A 20,807-nucleotide genomic window follows, 5' to 3' on the forward strand; every position below is an offset into this window, starting at 1 on the left:
ATTTCCTTGTTAACACGCCTTCATTCCATGTGTATCAATTAGTTAGTGAGCATGCCCTTTATGATGCTCTTTGTGATCTCGCTGCTGTGTCGCTTCCATCGTATCTGTGTAATATTTCTCAATCGTTAGTGCATCCATGGCGTAACCCATAGTGACATTCATTTTGCCGTCAACCAATTGCACTAGCTCAGTTTGCTTACCTGCGTTAATCGTGCCGCGCACTGTCACTGGAAACTGCACATTCTCAACTTCAAACCCCGGAGGATAGCTCAATTTCACAATTTGGTTTGCCGCTGGAGGCGGCATATGAATACAAGCCCCCGCATAAGGCAGTAACAGAAACTCTGTCGCTTTGACGCCGTTAAACTTTGTCGGCACCACAAAGCCTGACATGCTGACATGCTTACCATTAACCTCGCTATTCAAGCTCTCGGCTCTTCGCTGAGCCAGCGACATATAGCGTGCTCTAGCATCGAGCGCAGCATCTACATCGACACCTTCATCTAGTAAACGTTGGCGTGCTTTAACGGCGTTTTCTATATCAACTGCTTTTGCGCTATCTTGCAGTTGAATAACAGTAGCAAGTAATCTTTTTTGACTTTCCGTCACTTCAGGCAAGCTAACATCTTGCTCATTAATAGTTGGCGCCAGCACCTGCCAATCTAATGCTTGCACCTCTATTGTTTGCAGATCGAGTGCTTGTCTATCTAACGGCTGTCCATTAGCCATTTCAGAGTCAGCATGAACCGCAAAAGATAAGCTCAACAACATTAATAATACTTTCTTCATCGCGCCCTCTAAAACAATTGATTTCTCACATAAGCTTTTACAGATAAGAGTGATAGCGGCTTTAGCATTAGCCCTTCACACAGGTTGTTCAAACCCGCTTGTAGAGCCCGCATAGTGATAACAGCCGTAGGTAATAGCTTGTAAGTAAAAGGCTGTTGATAAAAAGGCAAGCTAGATGGCTTGCCTTTATCCTTAAGACAACCCCGTCAACTTACAAAGTATTTTTATAAATCACACCGTCTTTCATGATGATCTTCATCGGCTCTATTCCATCACGCTTAGGGGCATCAAACCATTTCTCGTTAGCACCAATTACCGTGAGATCTTCTAGTGGGTTACCATCAACAAGCAACAGATCCGCATATGCGCCCTCTTCGACAACCCCAAGCTTACCCTCAAAGTAAGGGTCTAACACTTCGCCTGCCAACTTAACGATTTCACCATTGACCGATGTCATCGAAATCAAGGTGTAGTGGTTACCGAAGAACTTGCCACTGAGGTAAATAGAGTGGTCAGCTTGCTGCTCACAAGCGGCAACGCCGCCGACACAATCTACGTGGAAGCCTAGCTTAGGCTGATACTTATTGACATTGTCTATGTAGTCACCAAAAGCAGCTTGCGCTGTTTTAGCTTTTCGCGCAGAAGCGGGGTTGGAGTTAATCGCTTCGATTTCACCTAAGTAAGGCGAAAACGCGGTCATATTGGTGGTCATATAGGCATCATTTTTCTTCATTGCTCTATAAACGTCTTTATCGAACATAAAGGCGTGCTCAAGAGTTTTCACACCTGCCTCTAAGTTGCGCAGCAGCGAGACCTTACTGTAAGCATGTGACATGGCATAAGAGCCGTAGGCATTGGCCACTTCGACCGCAGCTTGCAGCTCCTCAAGCGAATAGGCATTGAGCTGCCAAGGGTCAAATGATGACGCCACGCCACCACTGGACATTAACTTAATCTGTGTTGCACCTTGCATGTAGTTTTGACGAGCACAGGCTTTAATATCGCCAATACTGTCTGCAGTGCAGCTCATACCAAGGCGGCCGCCAGAAGAGTTGTGGCCATAAAAAGTCTCATTAGGCGTCGTAAAATTGCGAAAATCCGCATGGGAGCCCGTTGGGCCAATAAATGCGCCAGACGGATAAATTCGCGGACCCACTAGCTCGCCGCTATCTATGGTTTTCTTAAGGCCTGCGCCCATACCACCCGCATCACGCCAAGTGGTAAAGCCTGACATCAATGCCGACTTTGCCCGCGCCGCAGAACGTGCGGCCAACTCTTCCCAGTTACGGTTATTTTCAATATCCGGTAAAGAGGTGCCATTCATTTGTAAGTGACCATGGCCTTCAATCAACCCAGGCATTAATGTCATACCTTTGCCATCAATCACTGTTGCATCTTGCACAGAAATCGCTTCGCTAGATACTTTACTGATCTTGTTATCTACCACTAATACTTGATAGTTTTTTAGTAGCTCATCTTTTTTACCGTCAAACACGTTTACATTGGTAAACAGAGTCGACTCTGCGCTAACAGAAAAAGCTAGTGAGCAAGAAACAGCAACAACAGACATCTTCAACGTTCGGTATTTCATTCGGGCACCTCAAGTTATCCATGCTTGGTGAGTTTTCACCTCGCGTAACATTCCATACTTTGAAAAGCGTTACAGCATTAGCAGTTACAGATATTACATATCAACAACTTACCGCTAACACTGCGTAATCTAGATGAAATTGTGACCCAATTCAAGTTGATATTATAGCCACTTGATGACATCGGGTGAATATAGGGTAGCTAAGTTGTTGCACAGTGATTAATGCTAGTTGAACTGCTGCCGAAACTGACTGGGGGTCATGTTCATTTGCCGTTTGAAAGCCCGGGTAAAATGAGCCGCGTCCGAGTAACCCATTCTAATCGCGATTGAGGTGATCTTTAGTGAGGGGCACTTTAATAAGTCTAAGGTTTGCTCAAGCACCATTTCTTCTATCACAGCGCCATATTGAACTTGCTCTTTTGCTAAGCGACGCTGCAAGGTTCTCACATTTAAATTTAAAATTTGCGCAGCGGTCTTAATCGGCAATTTGCCCATCGACAAGTAAGGTTGGATAGCCAACTTAAAAGTACCGAGAAAGCAACTCTGTCTCGGCTCTGCTGCGACCTGATCTGCTGTTGAAATATAGGGATGAGTAACGGGCGCCTTCATTAGACTTTCTGCAATAGAAAAAGCCGTTACTGGCCTATTGCTGAAAAACTGCGCTCGACTCAGCTGGGGTAATCGAGAAAACACTGCGTCATTGGCGGATTGAACCCCCACTTGCTCAGGTCGCCACTTATTGTTTGTTAGCGCTGATAACAACTCACAAATAAATATCGCAGAGAATAACTCTGCATGGGAGAACCAAGCTTTATCCACCCCCTCTTTTTCCCGCACCAACCACCACCTACCACCAGTGAATTGGGTATAGACCTGAGTGTGGGTCATATTAATCTTTAATTGCTCAGTAAACTCATCTAAAGCCGCTTTCAATGAGTCCTTTTGAGTCAATCGCCTAATAAATTGGGGAATATAGATATTTTTACATGCACTTTGGATCAGTTGAATAAATTCTTGAGGTTCGAGCTTTTCGCCCAGAGTTTGAATAAGATTTTTAACCGTATTCTCAGGAAGATAGTCATAGCCACTCTCATTAGAATAGAGATCAACGGGGACTTTTGCCTGCTGCAACATAGGATAAATACTGCCGTCTAACCCTCTGAGCAAACTCGCAAAAAATACCACATCTTGTCGCTGAATAAGCGGTATTGCTTCATGATTAGGATCCGAGCGAGAATCAGGCGACATAGCTTCCCCTTAATGATTATTTTTTAGTTATAAATCAATATAGAATGCCTGTCTATATCATCAGCTAAGCCGCGCTTCATCCTGCTAAGCTCCAAACCGCGACTAAAAGCATACTCGCTGCATGATAATAGTCTGGCTTCATCTGGCCACTAGCCTAGTCTGCAGCCCTTTGTATGGTATAATTAGCCTGTATCACTTTCTGATGACTCCGTGAAACGGGGTTCTAGTACATTTAATAGGCACGCTAATTCAATGGCATTATTAATCGACGACAGCTGTATCAACTGCGACATGTGTGAACCCGAGTGCCCTAATCAGGCCATTACTATGGGGGAAGAGATCTATGAGATCGATCCAGTACTATGCACAGAATGCGTTGGTCATTATGACAAGCCTACCTGTATCTCAGTATGCCCTATCGATTGCATCGCAGTTGACCCTGACCACAAAGAGTCTGAAGACGAGCTGTTAGTTAAATATCATATCATCACAGGTAAACCAGTTTAATCGGCGCCTAGATGATAAAAATGGAGCCAGATGGCTCCATTTTTGTTTTGTGCCAAGCCATAAAACGATAGCGCTATTTTACGCTCTCCGACTAATGACTTCGTCGACGTGACAACGTAAAATTGCGCGCATTATCGCCGTGCGAACTTAATTTAATTAGGTTGATTTCCGTTAATCCAGTTTTGTTTAGCGCTCGTTTATCCTTCCCAAATAGATGTTAGATGCCCATGTACTCTGCTCAGCACTGCTTTACCCGTTTCAAGTCTGCTATCGATAGTTATGAGCTGCCAAAGCGCTTTACCTTTCCCTTTTATTACGAGCCACACCCGCTATGTTTGTTGGCCGCCAAAGAGCTGCAAAGCTATTTGAGCACCCAGAATGACTGGCAGCATAACTTTGGTTTAGACAATACTGTCGACAATAAAAGCGGTGCCATTGGCAAGATGTTTGGGGTATTGCTGGTTCGAAGTTCAAACGGTGAACTTGGCTATTTGGCGGCGTTTTCCGGCAAACTCGCCGAGCAAAACCTAATCAATGGTTTTGTGCCGCCGGTATTCGATATGCTCACTCAGGGAAGTTTCTTTCAAGCGGGGACGTTAACGCTCAATCAATTGACAGAGCAACTCCAAGCCTTGGAACAACGGCCTGAAATTGAGGCCTTAACAGTAATGCTCACCGAGTTACGCAGTCAAGCCGATAGCGAACTAGAGGCGATTCGTGCGCAAATTATTGAAAACCGTAAGGCTCGCAAATCGCGCCGAGCTCTTGCAGAAGCAGAACAAAACCCTGCATTGCTTAGCGAGCTGAATATTGCACTAGGTAAAGAGAGTGTGGCTGAGAAATTTCAGCTAAAAGCGGCAAAGCAAGAGTGGGATAATCGATGTGCCGAGGTGTCGCTACAGCTAGAACACCTACTCAGTGAAATTGCAGAAATTAAGGCTAAGCGAGCTCAACTCTCTAATCAATTGCAAAAAAAATTGTTTGCCCAGTATCGATTCTTAAACCCTGCTGGTGAGTTTAAAGATCTCAACGAGATCTTTAACTCTGCCCCAAACCAACAGCCGCCTGCGGGGGCTGGAGAGTGCGCTGCGCCTAAACTGCTGCAATTTGCATTTAGCCAAGGCTTTACCCCCTTGGCAATGGCTGAGTTTTGGTGGGGCGCGTCGCCTAAGTCTGAAATCAAGCAACATAAGAACTTCTACGGTTCATGTCAGGGTAAATGCCAACCTATTTTGAGCCACATGCTCGAAGGTGTTGAGATGGATCCGAACCCATTGCTGAGCAATCCCGCCGAAGGCAAATCTATCGAGATTTTATATCAAGATGAGGTGATGGCGGTGATCAATAAACCTGCCGAGTTTCTCTCTGTACCGGGTAAGAGTGTGACAGATTCAGTTTATGCTCGAATGAAATCGATGTTTCCTCAGGCGACCGGCCCACTCATCGTTCACAGATTGGATATGTCGACCTCGGGCTTAATGGTGATTGCGCTAACTCGCGATGCCAATAAGTCACTGGCACAGCAGTTTATCGCGCGGACAGTGGAAAAGCGTTATCTGGCGCAAGTTGCAGGTGTGGTACAAGGAGAACAAGGGGAAATTAGCTTACCGCTTAGAGTCGACTTAGACGACAGGCCGCGGCAGTTAGTGTGTTATGAGCATGGTAAGCATGCCCATACTGTGTGGCAGGTAAAATCTCGCAGCGAGAAACACACCATGCTGTATCTCTATCCCCACACAGGAAGAACCCATCAACTGCGAGTGCATTGTGCTCATCATGATGGCTTACATCTACCGATTATTGGCGATGATCTCTATGGAAGTAAGGCCAATCGATTACACCTTCATGCTCAAAGGTTGGTACTCAATCACCCTGTGACCAATGAACGTTTAACCTTTGAGGTCGATGCCGACTTTAACCTAGAGCCTTAGCCTTTAACTTGGGAGATACGGTTTAACCTAAATGGTTAAACCGTCTTCCTAATTGCTATGCTTAGACAATGAGTTACGCAAAACTCGGCTGAGCTTTCGCTTGCAAGGTTTGTAGCGTCTCTGCCAACTTTTCAATTGTCACTCTAATGGCAGCAGGCATGGCATCAAACTCGACACTTAACAGCAAGTTTTTGACCTCAAGCCCAAGCTCAGTGTCGCCTTCGATGCAAAGCTTACGCTGGAAAAACAGTGTATCCGGATCTTCTTTCGCCGCTGCGATTAATAACAACTCTTTAGACTGAGCGGTAAAGGTCACCTCTGCACCATGCAGCGGTCGTACATGCCAGCACTCATCAAAAGTAACTTCGAAGGTTAACCCTAAGTCTTCAATGTTAATCGCAACCCAGCGGCCTTCTAAAAAACTCAACTCATCGTCTTCTGCTTGCTCCGCAAGTAACAAGCCTAAGATGCGCTTTAGCAGCTCCGCCTTCATCGCGAAAGGCACAATGGCTAATGGGCGAGCAAGGACTTTAGGTCCTATTTCGAGTATTTGTTGCGCTAACTTATGAGGAGGAAAACCTTGCATGTAGAAATGTGTCCAAAATGTGGCAAAGAAAGGAATATTACCTAGATTTTATGATCACAAACCTGTTTTACATCAAAAATTTGATCTTCATTCCCTTTTAAACTCCTGTTTCATTCTTTTTGGAGCATCCATATGGAACTGCTGTGCCCCGCGGGAAATCTCGCTTCTTTGAAAACCGCTCTCAATGCAGGAGCCGATGCGGTCTACTTGGGTCTAAAAGACGATACCAATGCGCGCTCATTTGCAGGGTTAAACTTTACCCCTAAAAAGTTACAACAAGCTGCTGAATACACAAAAAAATGCGGCAAAAAAGTCTTTCTAACCATCAATACCTTCCCCAAACCAGGCGAAGAGAGTCGCTGGTATCAGGCGATCGATCTTGCAGCCGATACCGGTGTCGATGCGTTAATCATGGCCGACCTGTCATTACTTGATTACGCTCACAGTCGTTATCCTCACCTCCCCTTACACCTATCGGTACAGGCCAGTGCCACTAACTTAGGTGCGCTGACGCTGTATAAGGAGGAGTTTAATATTGAGCGCGCAGTACTACCGCGTGTGCTATCGATGAAGCAAGTGCGCGATCTTGCCAAGGTCACCCCTGTCGATTTGGAAGTTTTCGCCTTTGGTAGCCTATGTATTATGGCCGAAGGCCGTTGCCATCTCTCTTCTTATGTCACCGGACAATCGCCTAACACGGGGGGGTCATGCTCGCCAGCTAAACACGTACGTTGGCAAGAGGTCGGCAGTGACCGTCTAACGCTGCTAAACGATGTGTTGATCGATAAATCTGGCTTAGATGAGCAGATGGGCTACCCAGTGGTATGTAAGGGTCGTTACACCACAGATGAGAACACGAGTCCAAGTCATATTCTCGAATCACCAACCAGCCTCAATACCTTGAGCTTGCTACCCGAGCTTGCCAAGGCCAATGTGGTATCGCTTAAAATTGAGGGGCGCCAACGAAGCCCTGCTTATGTTGAGCAGGTCACTAAAGTGTGGCGCGCTGCTATCGACAGCTACATGTCTGCACCAGAAAAATATCAAACGCAGCAGGCTTGGGATCAGGCACTAGCAAAGGTCTCAGAGGGACAAACTACGACTCTTGGCGCTTATGAGCGTAACTGGCAATAAGGAATAATAATGAAAACGTCACTCGGACCACTGCAGTATTGCTGGGAAAAAGAAAAAGTTAACGCTTTTTATAAGCAGGCTGCCCAGAGCAATATTCCTTTGATTTACTTAGGCGAAACCGTATGTAGTCGTCGACGCCAGCTTAAGTTTTCAGATTATTTTGCCCTCGCCCAGATGCTAAGAGAGTCTGGAAAAAATGTCGTGCTTTCCACTCTTGCGCTGCTAGAAGCGCCATCTGAATATAATGAGTTGAAAAAGCATGTCGATAATGGCGAGTTTATGATTGAAGCCAATGACATGGGCGCGGTGCAAGCGGCAAAAGAGCGTAACCTACCCTTTGTCTGCGGCCCAACTGTGAATAACTATAACTTCGCCACACTAAAGAAACTGCACCAATGGGGTATGCAGCGCTTCGTTATGCCAGTCGAGCTTTCTAAAGAGTGGTTAACCAGCGTTATTGAAACAGAACAGCCTATCCCTTTTGAAGTGGAAGTCTTTGGTCATGGCTACTTGCCACTGGCTCACTCTGCACGCTGCTTTACCGCTAGGCAACAGGGACTGCAAAAAGACGATTGCCAGATCGTGTGCTTATCCCATTCTAAAGGATTGCTCGCCCAAACCATGGATGATCAACCTCTGCTCAGACTAAACGGTATTCAAACCCAATCGGCAAGCTTAATTGATCTCTCCAATGAAGTTGAGCAGATGAAGCTGATGGGAGTCGACTACTTTAGAGTGTCACCAAATAGCCTGCAGAGTATAGAGATTGCTGAACACATTCTTCAGCAACCAAGCAGCGATAAAACCCAATCTTGTAACGGTTATTGGCACCAGACAGCCGGATTTAACCAAGTAGCTTGTAGCTAAACATCCCGTGCCATTAAACTATGTAGCACTCCTTAGCCAGCTTACCCAATAACCCGCTTTATAAGAAAAGCTCGCTTATCAATAGGTAAGCGGGCTTTTTTGTTGGGTGTTACTCGATGATTAAGCTGGTTTAAATAAACATTTTAATCGCTTAAAAATAATCAAACGCGACATGGCTAGATAACCGCTCACGGTTTTTTGATGCAGACGAAAAATCGTATCGTAGAGACGACGCACGAGTCGCCCCTTCAAGATCAATCTGTCGTTCATCATGGTACTAATGGCAAAGTTATGTCCAATAGCGACCACCATGCCACCATCGTTGTAGACGAAAGGCTTCAACTCTTTACCATTTAGATGGGCCACCAGACTCTTAGCTAAATGTACCGCCGCTCGGTTAGCAGCCTGAGCTTTAGGCGGCACCTGACTACCGTCAGCTTGTGGAATCGCAGCGCAATCCCCCAGTGCAAAAATCGATGAATCGAACGTAGTAACCAGCGTTTGTTCCACAACCAGTTGGTTAAGTGAATTACTCTGTAGCCCGCCAATCTCTCTCAGCCAATCCGGCGCTTTGATCCCTGCCGCCCAAAACTGCACATCGGCATTTAACACTTGGCCGTCACTGGTTGTCATGCGATCAGCTTCAACACTTGCAATGCGGGTGTTGAGCATTACATTAACCTGATACTTTTCCAGCCTGAGTAATGCTTGCTCTGACATCTTCACCGGACCGTTTGGTAATACTCTATCGGCCGCTTCAATCAGGTTGATATTAAGTTTTGCGGCATAAGGGTTGCGGCTTAACTCCTCGCTAACTTTGGCAAGCTCTGCCGCAAGCTCTAGACCCGTCGCGCCTGCGCCGACGATATTGATAGTACGGCTCAGGCCTGAGCGTAACAGGCTACTGATTTGATGCCAGCTATCCCGAGCTTGCTCTGGGGTGTCTAGGAACAAGCAGTGCTCCTTTGCACCTTGGGTAGCAAAGTCGTTGCTAATGGCACCGATGGCAATAATTAAGTAGTCGTATTCCAGTGTATCCATGTCACCGTTTGGTTTACGGACCGAAAGCTTCTTGGTTGCGCGGTTGATATCCATCATCCATGCCTGATAATGCATATAGCCATTTTTTGCGCCGTGAGTGAAATAGCACAGGCTATCGAGATCACTGTCAAAGGTTCCCGCCGCGATCTCATGGAAACGAGGCTTCCAATAGTGGTGGGTTTCCCCCTCAACTAAAATCACTTCATCTTGGCTGTTCACACTACGACCTAGAAGACTTGCGATTTCAAGCCCTGCAGCGCCGCCACCAACAATAACAATACGAGACATAATAACTTCCTCTGCGCATCGATAGATGCAGACATAATTTAACAATCGCCTTAGGACTCAAGGGAAATACGTTCGGTATGATCCAGTGCCAGGCTTTAGATGGCGCTCATTATAGTTATCATCACGTCAGGAACAATTAGGCTAAAAAGCAAATCACCTTTACTAGACAGTAATAGTCATGCGGGTGAAAAAGCGTTATCAAACTGAATTTAAAGGATTTTAACGCCCCTTTCATATTGACTGTCGATCAAACGCTTAAGCTGTACGCCAAAATGGGCACTATATTAAGCCCGTTTAAGCGCTGTTATTGGCAGCTTTAGACATATGGCTTTAGTCACTTAGCGAGCTGACCATCTTTGATAAAAGCGAAGAGATAAGAGCCAAGAACCACTGCTCAAAAAGAACAAATATTAGCCACTCTGCTTATTGTGGACTATGCATAGTAGAGGCTTTAGCCGTCGACTTGTCCTCAGCTCAAATAAACGCCTCATTATTACCGTGAGGTAAAAGTTATTTGCATTTCACGGAGATTATCGACACTGAGGAATTAGTTATAATCTTTCACACTAAATACGGTGGTAAGCCGTACTGCTAAATTCATTTAAAGTAGGAATATAAGATGACAGCAAAAACTATCAAATCAAAAGCCGCAGTTGCTTGGGCTGTTGGCGAACCACTCTCTATGGAGATCGTAGATGTTATGCCGCCTCAAAAGGGCGAAGTACGTATAAAAATGATAGCGACAGGTGTTTGCCACACCGATGCCTTCACCCTTTCAGGTGATGATCCAGAAGGTATTTTCCCTTGTATTCTTGGCCACGAAGGCGGCGGGATAGTTGAATCTATCGGTGAAGGGGTAACTAGCGTTAAAGTGGGTGATCATGTGATCCCACTTTATACACCTGAGTGCGGTGAATGTAAGTACTGCAAGTCTGGTAAGACTAACCTTTGTCAGAAAATCCGTGAAACTCAAGGTAAAGGTTTAATGCCTGACGGCACTACACGCTTCTCTAAAGATGGTCAACCTATCTTCCATTACATGGGCACCTCGACTTTCTCTGAGTACACCGTACTACCAGAGATCTCATTAGCGAAAGTGAACCCTGCAGCCCCGCTTGAAGAAGTCTGTTTATTAGGCTGCGGTGTAACAACCGGTATGGGGGCTGTAATGAATACCGCTAAAGTTGAGGAAGGCTCAACTGTTGCGATATTCGGTATGGGCGGCATAGGTTTATCCGCCATTATTGGTGCAGTGATGGCTAAAGCCTCACGCATCATTGCTATCGATATCAATGAAAGCAAGTTTGAACTAGCTCGTAAGTTAGGTGCGACTGATTGTATCAACCCAAAAGACTACGATAAGCCCATTCAAGAAGTCATTGTTGAACTCACAGATGGTGGCGTGGATTACTCGTTCGAGTGTATCGGTAACGTACACGTCATGCGTAGCGCACTTGAGTGCTGTCATAAAGGTTGGGGGGAGTCGGTCATCATAGGCGTTGCAGGAGCAGGACAAGAGATCTCAACTCGTCCATTCCAGCTGGTAACGGGTCGAGTATGGAAAGGTAGTGCATTCGGTGGCGTCAAGGGCCGCTCTGAATTACCGCAATACGTTGAACGTTACATGGCGGGTGAGTTCAAATTAAATGACTTTATCACCCACACTATGGGACTCGATCAAGTTAACGACGCATTCGATCTCTTGCACGCGGGTAAGAGTATCCGCACCGTGCTTCACTTTGATAAGTAGATAATCGATAACACAATAAGCGCTCTGGCGCTTATTGTGTTTAAGAGCGTTTGTATATTTCTTACCTTTTCACTAACTAAGGTCAACGGCTTTAGTTTTTATCACTAAAGCCGTCCAAAATAGAAACGTGACTAGGCTAGCCCATTGAATGATGGCTGGCCACCAGATCTCCGCTCTAGACGGCTGCGCTAACATCTCATCGTAAAAAGCGCTGTCCCCCACAGTAAAGCCCAATTCAAGTAAAGGCAGTAATAGAAAAGAGGTCATAAAAACGAAGGCAAACAAGGCAAAAATATAGGTCAAGGTTGTCCCTCGCGCCTCAGTGACAGTCAGCTGCTGCAAGCCATAAAGTAGTAAACTGACGCAACCAAAAATAAAGAAGTATTTAATCGCGATAATATGCAGGTGATACACATTAATAGGAAACAGTCCCGTTGCGGCAAAAGCAAGATAGGTTAATCCTAGGCTCACATAAAAAGCATAGCTCCAAGGAGAGGCATTAAGCTGGAGACTAAGTAAGCAAAACAGCACCACACAAAGCCCACCGAAAAACAGCCCACCATTAACGATCACCGCAAAATAGGAGTGACCATAGCTTCCCAACTCGCTCAGCGTATTGCTCAAAAAACTAAAGTTTTTACCATCAAACTGTTCAAACATTAGCACCGATAACACCAGCCCCAGTACTTGTCCAAAAATACCAAGCATGCCAAATCTGAATGCTAACCTTGAAACTTTACTGTATTTCTTGACGAGCATAGTTCCCTATTAAATCACTTTATTAACGTATATTAATGTATATCGAATCGGCTAATGGTAAAGAGGCATAGCTCAGAGTTTTAACAAACAGTTACAACAGGAGTATGTAATCTAACTGTTATTTTTATAATCTGCGCCATAGAAATTCAAGTTTTTTGCTAAAAACAATCTAAAAAACATAGAAGAAAAAGAGAATAAACCCAAAACCTTAACTAAATTCAGTCAACAAAATTCCTCATGATAAACAGACATTAAAAATCCTCCTTCACAATTTAAACACTCGTATTAATGTTATATCCTATACCGCCGTGTTAATACATTGCGATACTTGCGCTATGCTTTTGCGGTCACATGGAATAATTATGACAAACAAAATAACAAACGTGATTAACCAAGAAGTTAAGTTAAACCCTAACGACCAACTCATATCCACCACAGACAAACGCGGGGTAATCACCTACGTTAACCAAAGGTTTATTGAGATCTCTGGCTTTGAACAGGCAGAGCTGATCGGCCATAACCACAACCTTGTGCGCCATCCCGACATGCCTAAGGCGGTCTTCGAAGAGATGTGGGGCAAATTGCAGCAGGGGCTTTCTTGGCGTGGCGTGGTGAAAAACCGCCGTAAAGATGGCAAATACTATTGGGTCGATGCCTTTGTGTCGCCACTGTTTGAGAAAGGCGAACTCATCGGTTATCAATCGGTTCGAGTCGCAGCCAGTGAGCGACTGACCAGCAAAGCAGCCCAAATCTATCAGCGACTCAGCCAAGGAAAGTCGATTAACGACCCCATAAGTCTAACCAATAAGCGACTGCTCTCGGCAGTCTGTGCTAGCACTGGATTGTTGATCGCTGGGACAATCTGGGGCTGGGGGATTATTATTGCGGGTATCATTCTAATGGGAGCCAACCTTGCCATCTTCTACGATGAAGCCTTTCGTGTACCAGCAAAACTGATGAAGATGAAGTTAGAATATGACTCTATTAGCCGCTTTATCTATTGTGGTCGCGACACCTCATCACTGTTGGATTTTCAATTGATGATGAAGGACGCCAAACTTCAAGGGGTACTCGGACGCTCTCAAGATAATGCCCAACATATCGAAGATATTGCCAGCCAGTTAATTGCGGCGACAGAGCAAACTCATGTGGGCTTAGAGATAGAGAAACAACAGATAGAACAGATAGCGAGTGCTACCGAAGAGATGGGGAGCACCATCTGCGAAGTCGCGAAGAACACTCAATCCACCTCTGACAGCATTCAAGACAACTATCAGTTTTGCCACGACAGCCGCGAAAAGATGCAACAAAATGCCATCGACATCCACCAACTATCTGATTCTGTTACTCAGGCGGCAGCTAATGCGCAGCTGCTCAATAAAGAGGCTGAACGGGTCGCAAGTGCAATGTCTGAAATAGACTCTATTGCCGAGCAAACCAACTTACTTGCGCTTAATGCCGCCATCGAAGCCGCCCGAGCAGGTGAACAAGGGCGGGGGTTTGCCGTAGTCGCCGATGAAGTCCGTGCCCTGTCGAGTCGCACACAACAATCGACCACCAGCATATCTAAGAGTGTCGATAAAATGTTCTCTATGCTGACCCTATGGTCAAAGCAGATGGAGCAGAGTAAGTCTCAAGCATTATTATGCAGTGAAGATGCCGAAATCTCCGTTAAAAAAGTAGATACCATCTACCAATCGATGAAAAACATTCAAGAATTAGCTATTCAAAACGCGGTTGCGGCAGAGCAACAAACCTTAGTGGTGACCGAAATTAATCAAAATATCAACAAAATTAGCCAAGCCTCAAGTGAAAATCTATGCGCAGTAAACTTGGTAGAGGACTCGGTGAAAGAGTTAAAGCGTAATGCTGAAAAAGCAAAATCTTTGAGAAAAACATTTAGTTAATTCCTCTTTAAAACCCCATTTAGCCGTCACGATATAAAGTTGACGGCTAAAAAACCACACAGTTAAACAACTCACACGCAACATTAATAAACATCTGTTTTAAAAAAGATTTAACCGAAAAAAGTTTTGTGCTTTTTTGCAAACTTCCGATACAATATAAATAATCATATTGAGCTAATAACTATTCGGCAGTAGTGAATATCACTATTGAATTGCTGAATCGTTTTGTTTCGATGTTTTAAGGCGACGACCTCGCCGACTAACAGTTGAATGGATATTCAATAATATTTCTGTTGATGCATAGACGTCTATTTATCGTCACATTAAGCAAAAACTCGCTATTTAGGGTGTAGAGAAAGTGTCAGAAAAACAAACCCATAATATAAAAACAATACTCACGTTCATCGTGCCATCTTTGATTGGTCTGCTGCTGTTTATGATGCCAATCAGCTATCAAGATGCACTGACGATCCCTATCGCAATCATCTCCAAAGGCTTACAAAACCTTTTAAGCGGCGTACTCGTCGGTATCGTAACAGCGATTGTTATCTTCACCGCTTTCGCTTCGCTAGTGACAAAGCTATTACAGCCAAAATTGATTGTTGAGAATCGTTTTTTTAACTCCCTCTTTAACGTAAGCCCTATCTGGCTAGTCGTGCGTATATTGGGTGCAATTTTTATCGCTTTGACATTCTTCGATGTTGGCCCTGAAGCTATCCGTTCAGGTAGCACAGGCGCATTAGTACTCAACGATCTACTACCTGTACTATTTTCAGTCTTTTTATTCGCGGGTATGTTACTGCCGCTACTGCTGAACTTCGGTCTACTTGAACTGCTAGGTACCATGCTGACTAAAGTGATGCGCCCTATCTTTAACCTACCGGGTCGTAGCGCAATCGACTGTATGGCCTCATGGTTAGGTGACGGTAGTGTCGGTATTTTGATGACCAGCAAGCAGTACGAGGCTCGCTTCTACACTCAAAGAGAAGCAGCCGTTATCGGTACCACCTTCTCTGCGGTATCGATTACCTTCTCGCTAGTGGTGATTTCTCAGGTTCAACTAGAGCATCTTTTCGTGCCTTTCTACTTGACCGTGTGCCTTGCCGGTTTAGTTGCGGCGATCGTCGTTCCTAAACTGCCACCTCTGTCTTGGAAGAAAGATCTTTATGTCGATGAAACGCCTCGCCACGCTGACGATGAAACCATTCCAGCGGGTCACGGTGTATTCTCATGGGGTCTACATCAGGCGCTAGCCAAGGCTTCGCAAGCAGGCGGTGTTAAGCACACCCTCGTTGATGGCATGAAGAACGTGGTCGATATGATTTTTGGCGTGATCCCTGTAGTAATGGGTATCGGTACTATCGCGCTAATGATTGCCGAGTTCACTCCAATCTTTGAATACTTAGGCATGCCTTTTATCCCGCTACTAGAGCTATTACAAGTTCCGGAAGCTGCTGCGGCCTCTAAGACAATTATGGTTGGCTATGCGGATATGTTTATTCCGGCAATCCTAGCAAGCTCTATCGAATCAGATATGACTCGCTTTATCATCGCGACCTTGTCTGTGACTCAGCTTATCTATATGAGCGAAGTGGGCGCACTACTGATTGGTAGTAAGATCCCGGTTAACTTCCTTGAGCTGTTCGTTATCTTCATCCTAAGAACACTCGTAACGCTTCCAGTTATCGCAGGTGTTGCGCATCTAATCTTCTAAACCGCCTCAAATCGGGTCACGGTTTTAACTAAGCCAGTCGCTATTGTGACTGGCTTTTTTTATCTTTTAAATCCATCGCATTAACCTTTTCACCTATGCCTCGTTCAGGCTACTCTCGACTCATGCTCAGCAACATTGCCAAGCCAGCTTTGAGTTTAGTCAGCTTGAGTCTAGCCGCTTTGCGTCTAGGCTAGCGTGACAGTGCACATCCCTTCTCTATTTCCAGTTTCATAGCTTCTTTCACGGCGCCCTACAAACTCGACGTTTAATCCCCTAGTACGCGTTATCCCTAGGCCGTATTGTTCTAGCAGTCGAAACCAACAGACCGCCCTAACTCGCTTCACCAAAAGAGTAACTAAAGCACCGCAATCCAAGCCTCAGTGATAAGCGTGCAACCGGTGAATACCTCACAAATCGACTCAAGACTAATGGTTAATAAACGCAGACAAAAAAGCCAGTCACTGAGGACTGGCTTTTATATCGTATGGCTAACGCTAAGGCGATGGTGATTAAATTGCCCAGCCGCCCATGTAGAACACCACTAAACCTATGGTAATGGCCAGCACACCAGGCTTAAGCTTACGCCATTCGCCGCTGCATAGACGACCAATCACTAAGGTCACAAAGCCCAACATAATACCCGTCACGATATTACAGCTTAGAATGATAAATACCGCACAGGTCAAGCCCGCCATCGCATCGACTTTATCGTCAAAATCAAGCTTAGTGACATTGCTTAGCATCAGTAGACCCACATACATCAATGCAGGCGCAGTTGCGTAAGCTGGAACTAGGTAGCTAAGTGGCGCTAAGAACATCATTAGCAGGAATAACACACCGACTATCGTTGCCGTTAGACCCGTCTTACCACCCGCTGCCGTACCTGCCGCAGACTCGATATAAACGGCGGCCGGAGCACCACCTACCGCGCCAGCAAAGATGCTACTCACAGAGTCTGAGGTTAAAGCCTTACCACCGTCGATAATGTTGTCATTCTTATCAAGCAGGTCGGCTTGGCCCGCTACCGCGCGGATCGTGCCGGTTGCATCGAAGATAGCCGTCATCACCAATGCCAATACGATAGGCAGTACCACAGGGTTCAATGCGCCCATGATATCGAGCTGACCGATAAGTGACTTATCAGACATTAGATCAGGCAGAGCAAAAAAGCCTTGGAACTTAACCGCAGGGTCGAATACTAACCCGAATACAGATAGCGCGATGATGACCAATAAGATGCCACCAGGCATGCCGCGACGTTCAAGTCCGATAGTCGCCGCAAGGCCAATGATAGTCGCAATCACAGGTAGGCTATGAATATCACCGAGGGCCACAGGCAGGCCGGTGTCATTGGCCACAATTAACTGCACGCTGTTAGTCGCGATCAGTAATAGGAATAGACCGATACCAATACCTGTACCGTGAGCAATACCCTTTGGTAAGTTGGTTAGTACCCACTGACGAACGCCAGTAACGCTCACAAGCGTGAACACTACGCCCATTAAGAAAATAGCGCCCAAGGTCACCGGAATAGAGATCCCCTGCCCAAGCACCATACTAAATGCGGTGAATGCCGTAAGTGAAATCGCGCAGCCTATTGCCATTGGCAAGTTAGCCCACAAGCCCATCAGTAGCGAACCAAAGGCCGCGATTAAACAGGTCGCAATAAATACTGCGCCAGTATCAAATCCGGCAGCGCCCAACATATTTGGCACAACAATCACCGAATACACCATGGCTAGGAACGTCGTAAAGCCCGCAATAACTTCACGTCTTAAGGTACTTCCACGGGCTGAAATATTGAAGTAACGATCCAGAATAGAATCGCTAGGAGTTGCAGAGTTTGGCAGAGTCTGTTCAGACTTCATAGTTTTAACCTTTTGATCTCTTAAATATTAGGCAAACCAACTGGGTTCAGTTGGCGACTAGGCTATGGCAGGTAGAGCCCCGACTAAAATATCGGGTGAGAGATCCACTTATGCCAAAAAACGACACAGGTGACCTGCGAGCAATATGCCTGGTAAAATTTACTCTTACCAACACAGCCTTTGTTGGCGCGGAGTTTACAGCAATCGAGACGGCGGAAATAGTTAACCAAGAATATTTTTGATTAGTATCAATAAAAATGTCCATTAACTTGGCAATAACTCTCCTTGGTCGCTATAAAACGCAAAAAGCAGTGCCTAAGCACTGCTTTATTTACTAATACCTATTACTTAACGGCGACGTTTACCGCCCCCCAAGGCGCGTTTCTTTGCTCTTTGACGCTGAGCTGATTTGCTATTTTTGCGGCTAACGGGCTCCATTTTAGTCAGATCGGGTTCAAAGCCTGCAAGCCACTGCGGCGCTAAGCGCTTATCCAGTACCGTCTCAACTTCTTCCAGCAGCAAGGCATCATCTTCACTATAGAGGGTTACCGCCTTACCGACACTGCCTGCTCTTCCCGTACGGCCGATACGATGAATGTAGTCTTCGGCAACAAAAGGGATCTCGTAGTTGACCACATATTTAAGCTCAACAATATCCAGCCCTCTGGCCGCGACATCGGTCGCCACCAGCGCTTTGATCTTGCCCAGCTTAAAGTCGTTTAGTACCTGCTCGCGGGCACCTTGGCCTAAGTCACCATGAAACGCCTTAGTCTCAATCCCTGCTGCTAACATCTTCTGCGCGATACTGTCTGCGGTCTGTTTTTTGCGGCTAAAGATAAGCACTTGATGCCAGTCATGCTTGTTAATTAAATGACAGAGTAGCTCGGTCTTACGATCGCTATCAACCGCATAGACTATCTGTTCGACACTCTCTGCCGCACTATTGGCCTTATCGACTTCTATGCGTGCAGGCTTATGCAGAAGTTTCTTACTTAAATCGTAAATCGCTGAGCTAAAAGTCGCCGAGAACAGCAAAGTCTGCCGCTTAGCTGGCAGCTGTTTTAAGATCGCACTAATTTCATCCATAAAGCCCATGTCTAGCATGCGGTCTGCTTCATCGAAGACTAAGTAGTCGATGCTCGATAGGTTCAATGAGCCGCGACGAAGGTGATCCAATAAGCGACCCGGTGTCGCCACCACTATGTCACAACCAGCCTTAAGCTTTGTCGCCTGGGCATCGATACTCACGCCACCATAGATCACCACACTCGAAATATCGCTATTCGCCGCATATTGACCGACGTTGGCATTAACCTGTACAGCCAATTCTCGCGTTGGGGCTAAGATCAGTGCCGAGGGCTGCTTATTGGGTAAAGAGGTATCAACCGCCTTATCGAGCAAGCGTTGCAATAATGGCAAGGTAAACGCCGCGGTTTTACCGGTTCCGGTTTGTGCGCTAGCCATAATATCTTGGCCAGCTAAAATAGCCGGGATAGCCTCAGCTTGAATCGCTGTCGGCTGCTGGTAGCCCTTTTGTGCAATCACGCGTTGAAGTTTGTCACCTAAGGGGAGTGATGAAAATGACACGCTGGCATTCCTTAACTTGATACATAAATCACAATCTAAACAGCCGTAGAGTTTAACAGAACTCAAGGTGAATAAGCGCTAACATTTAAACATCCCCATGAAGTTAACGACTCAAATGAGCAAACATCTACTGCAGCCACCAGCTTTTATCTATCGCTGGAGTACCTGCCGGCAGCGTTGGGTTATCTAAGTAGAAGAGTTTGCGTTGGGGCAATTGTGCTTGCTTTATCTGCGCTTTATGGTGCTTTAAGAATAACCGCTTAAAAGAGCCATCTGCTAGTGCCATATGTAGCCCCTCCTCAATACGCTTTGCCAGTGCGCCGTTGTTGTTATTCACGAAAAAATACACAGGGTATTCATATTGCAGCGCGATATGTTTATCGATAACCAGATCTGGAAAGGCTTTTGAATGTTCGGCAAGTTCCCGCCAGGCTTCATTAACACCACGGGGAAAGTAATCAAAGCGTTTGGCATTGAGCATAGCAAATAAGTTTTCATAGTTAGGCTGCTTCTGCACTGGAATATGATTACTTTCTAAGATAGCCAAATCCGCCCAATGAAATACAAAGCCAGCCTCAAGCTGCTTAAATTGCCCGAAACTATCTGTTGCAGAGTTCGCCACAGCGGCGAAACGCTCAATGTTATCTCTATGGATAAGCAGTATTCGTAAGCCTAAGATCCCACGCATAATTGGAATTTTTACTGGTAAGAAGCTTTGCTCCCGCTGCTTGGTTGTCGCGAGAAAAACCACATCTATCTGGTTATCTTGCAACATCACCAAACCGCGACTCTGGCTGACCACCTGCTCTAGAGGCTCCAGTTTGGCGAGGCCATACTTCGCAGCGGTTTTCTCTAACACTAAGTTAAGCAGTGCAATACGGTAGTTGAAGCGGGAGTCCTGCTGGTAATACTTCACCACTTGGGGCGATATAGGTAAATCAGAACTCGATACTGTTTGCCCTAGGGGCCCTTTAACAACTCCCGTACTCCCCAAGATGGGTGTCGCTTCGCGACCTTGTGCTGTGGCATCCTTAGCTAATAATTGCCAGCTCGCTATAGTGAACACTATTGCTGAAAATAGCTTAAGAGGCTTACTTCTGCTAACCATCTGATATTCCTACCACCAACGCTTGGTACACCTTGATATGTGGCTATGATGGCCGAATCGTCTACAAATTGAAACCGTTATTCAGGCTCATCCGCAAAGGTGGCAAACGCATTTCATAGGGTATCGCCATCT

General features: G+C 45.7%; 16 protein-coding genes. 7 read left to right on the top strand and 9 right to left on the bottom strand.

Translation table 11 applies throughout. From position 1 onward, the window contains the following. Positions 1 to 42: 42 nt before the first annotated feature. The 3 genes from L1D44_RS02740 to L1D44_RS02750 form a co-directional block, all read right to left on the bottom strand. A complete protein-coding gene (locus tag L1D44_RS02740; protein WP_239888734.1) occupies positions 43 to 789 on the bottom strand; it encodes a DUF3299 domain-containing protein in 747 nt (248 codons plus the stop codon). A gap of 211 nt (positions 790 to 1,000) precedes the next feature. Beyond that, a complete protein-coding gene (locus L1D44_RS02745) occupies positions 1,001 to 2,380 on the bottom strand; it encodes an amidohydrolase family protein (RefSeq protein ID WP_239888735.1) in 1,380 nt (459 codons plus the stop codon). Between the two features lie 225 nt (positions 2,381 to 2,605). Next, positions 2,606 to 3,628, bottom strand: coding sequence for a helix-turn-helix domain-containing protein (locus L1D44_RS02750; protein ID WP_239888736.1), 1,023 nt, complete (start codon positions 3,626 to 3,628; stop codon positions 2,606 to 2,608). Positions 3,629 to 3,880: 252 nt separating this feature from the next. Here L1D44_RS02750 and L1D44_RS02755 point away from each other — a divergent pair, with 252 nt between their 5' ends. Next, positions 3,881 to 4,135 carry a YfhL family 4Fe-4S dicluster ferredoxin gene (locus L1D44_RS02755; protein WP_220768467.1) on the top strand — a complete coding sequence of 85 codons (255 nt, stop codon included), beginning with the start codon at positions 3,881 to 3,883 and terminating at the stop codon, positions 4,133 to 4,135. Between the two features lie 227 nt (positions 4,136 to 4,362). Continuing rightward, a complete protein-coding gene (locus L1D44_RS02760) occupies positions 4,363 to 6,066 on the top strand; it encodes an RluA family pseudouridine synthase (protein ID WP_239888841.1) in 1,704 nt (567 codons plus the stop codon). 73 nt (positions 6,067 to 6,139) lie between these two features. On the opposite strand, the gene L1D44_RS02765 is transcribed toward L1D44_RS02760, so the two are convergent. Then, on the bottom strand, positions 6,140 to 6,652 hold the full coding sequence (locus L1D44_RS02765) for an SCP2 sterol-binding domain-containing protein (RefSeq protein ID WP_239888737.1): 513 nt from the start codon (positions 6,650 to 6,652) through the stop codon (positions 6,140 to 6,142). A gap of 132 nt (positions 6,653 to 6,784) precedes the next feature. Between L1D44_RS02765 and L1D44_RS02770 the strand changes: the two genes are divergently transcribed. Both L1D44_RS02770 and L1D44_RS02775 read left to right on the top strand, forming a co-directional pair. Further along, a complete protein-coding gene (locus L1D44_RS02770) occupies positions 6,785 to 7,786 on the top strand; it encodes a peptidase U32 family protein (protein WP_239888738.1) in 1,002 nt (333 codons plus the stop codon). 9 nt (positions 7,787 to 7,795) lie between these two features. Beyond that, positions 7,796 to 8,653 carry a U32 family peptidase gene (locus L1D44_RS02775; protein WP_239888739.1) on the top strand — a complete coding sequence of 286 codons (858 nt, stop codon included), beginning with the start codon at positions 7,796 to 7,798 and terminating at the stop codon, positions 8,651 to 8,653. Positions 8,654 to 8,773: 120 nt separating this feature from the next. Here L1D44_RS02775 and L1D44_RS02780 read toward each other — a convergent pair whose 3' ends face one another. After that, positions 8,774 to 9,982 carry an NAD(P)/FAD-dependent oxidoreductase gene (locus L1D44_RS02780; RefSeq protein ID WP_239888740.1) on the bottom strand — a complete coding sequence of 403 codons (1,209 nt, stop codon included), beginning with the start codon at positions 9,980 to 9,982 and terminating at the stop codon, positions 8,774 to 8,776. A gap of 619 nt (positions 9,983 to 10,601) precedes the next feature. On the opposite strand from L1D44_RS02780, the gene L1D44_RS02785 reads away from it, so the two are divergent. Beyond that, positions 10,602 to 11,732, top strand: coding sequence for an S-(hydroxymethyl)glutathione dehydrogenase/class III alcohol dehydrogenase (locus tag L1D44_RS02785; protein WP_275660381.1), 1,131 nt, complete (start codon positions 10,602 to 10,604; stop codon positions 11,730 to 11,732). A 72-nt stretch (positions 11,733 to 11,804) separates the two neighbouring features. On the opposite strand, the gene L1D44_RS02790 is transcribed toward L1D44_RS02785, so the two are convergent. Continuing rightward, entirely contained in the window at positions 11,805 to 12,440 is a 636-nt protein-coding gene (locus tag L1D44_RS02790; RefSeq protein ID WP_239888741.1) for a DUF998 domain-containing protein, read from the bottom strand. 413 nt (positions 12,441 to 12,853) lie between these two features. Here L1D44_RS02790 and L1D44_RS02795 point away from each other — a divergent pair, with 413 nt between their 5' ends. Continuing rightward, entirely contained in the window at positions 12,854 to 14,398 is a 1,545-nt protein-coding gene (locus L1D44_RS02795; protein WP_239888742.1) for a methyl-accepting chemotaxis protein, read from the top strand. A gap of 358 nt (positions 14,399 to 14,756) precedes the next feature. Further along, positions 14,757 to 16,112 carry a YjiH family protein gene (locus L1D44_RS02800; protein WP_239888743.1) on the top strand — a complete coding sequence of 452 codons (1,356 nt, stop codon included), beginning with the start codon at positions 14,757 to 14,759 and terminating at the stop codon, positions 16,110 to 16,112. A gap of 509 nt (positions 16,113 to 16,621) precedes the next feature. On the opposite strand, the gene L1D44_RS02805 is transcribed toward L1D44_RS02800, so the two are convergent. The 3 genes from L1D44_RS02805 to L1D44_RS02815 all read right to left on the bottom strand — a co-directional run bounded on the left by L1D44_RS02805 (position 16,622) and on the right by L1D44_RS02815 (position 20,675). Next, on the bottom strand, positions 16,622 to 17,980 hold the full coding sequence (locus L1D44_RS02805) for an NCS2 family permease (protein WP_239888744.1): 1,359 nt from the start codon (positions 17,978 to 17,980) through the stop codon (positions 16,622 to 16,624). A 348-nt stretch (positions 17,981 to 18,328) separates the two neighbouring features. Further along, on the bottom strand, positions 18,329 to 19,567 hold the full coding sequence (locus tag L1D44_RS02810) for a DEAD/DEAH box helicase (RefSeq protein ID WP_239888745.1): 1,239 nt from the start codon (positions 19,565 to 19,567) through the stop codon (positions 18,329 to 18,331). Between the two features lie 127 nt (positions 19,568 to 19,694). Then, positions 19,695 to 20,675, bottom strand: coding sequence for a hypothetical protein (locus L1D44_RS02815; RefSeq protein ID WP_239888746.1), 981 nt, complete (start codon positions 20,673 to 20,675; stop codon positions 19,695 to 19,697). Positions 20,676 to 20,807 lie beyond the last annotated feature (132 nt).

It is taken from the genome of Shewanella sp. Isolate13 (assembly GCF_022398325.1).
GTDB lineage: Bacteria > Pseudomonadota > Gammaproteobacteria > Enterobacterales > Shewanellaceae > Shewanella.

Excerpts from the sequence above, each read along its gene's own strand:
- L1D44_RS02775 (WP_239888739.1), top strand. The coding sequence starts at position 7,796 with ATGAAAACGTCACTCGGACCACTGCAGTATTGCTGGGAAAAAGAAAAA.
- L1D44_RS02785 (WP_275660381.1), top strand. The coding sequence starts at position 10,602 with ATGACAGCAAAAACTATCAAATCAAAAGCCGCAGTTGCTTGGGCTGTT.
- L1D44_RS02790 (WP_239888741.1), bottom strand. The coding sequence starts at position 12,440 with ATGCTTGGTATTTTTGGACAAGTACTGGGGCTGGTGTTATCGGTGCTA.
- L1D44_RS02780 (WP_239888740.1), bottom strand. The coding sequence starts at position 9,982 with ATGTCTCGTATTGTTATTGTTGGTGGCGGCGCTGCAGGGCTTGAAATC.
- L1D44_RS02755 (WP_220768467.1), top strand. The coding sequence starts at position 3,881 with ATGGCATTATTAATCGACGACAGCTGTATCAACTGCGACATGTGTGAA.
- L1D44_RS02805 (WP_239888744.1), bottom strand. The coding sequence starts at position 17,980 with ATGAAGTCTGAACAGACTCTGCCAAACTCTGCAACTCCTAGCGATTCT.
- L1D44_RS02750 (WP_239888736.1), bottom strand. The coding sequence starts at position 3,628 with ATGTCGCCTGATTCTCGCTCGGATCCTAATCATGAAGCAATACCGCTT.
- L1D44_RS02795 (WP_239888742.1), top strand. The coding sequence starts at position 12,854 with ATGACAAACAAAATAACAAACGTGATTAACCAAGAAGTTAAGTTAAAC.
- L1D44_RS02765 (WP_239888737.1), bottom strand. The coding sequence starts at position 6,652 with ATGCAAGGTTTTCCTCCTCATAAGTTAGCGCAACAAATACTCGAAATA.
- L1D44_RS02740 (WP_239888734.1), bottom strand. The coding sequence starts at position 789 with ATGAAGAAAGTATTATTAATGTTGTTGAGCTTATCTTTTGCGGTTCAT.
- L1D44_RS02760 (WP_239888841.1), top strand. The coding sequence starts at position 4,363 with ATGTACTCTGCTCAGCACTGCTTTACCCGTTTCAAGTCTGCTATCGAT.
- L1D44_RS02770 (WP_239888738.1), top strand. The coding sequence starts at position 6,785 with ATGGAACTGCTGTGCCCCGCGGGAAATCTCGCTTCTTTGAAAACCGCT.
- L1D44_RS02815 (WP_239888746.1), bottom strand. The coding sequence starts at position 20,675 with ATGGTTAGCAGAAGTAAGCCTCTTAAGCTATTTTCAGCAATAGTGTTC.
- L1D44_RS02745 (WP_239888735.1), bottom strand. The coding sequence starts at position 2,380 with ATGAAATACCGAACGTTGAAGATGTCTGTTGTTGCTGTTTCTTGCTCA.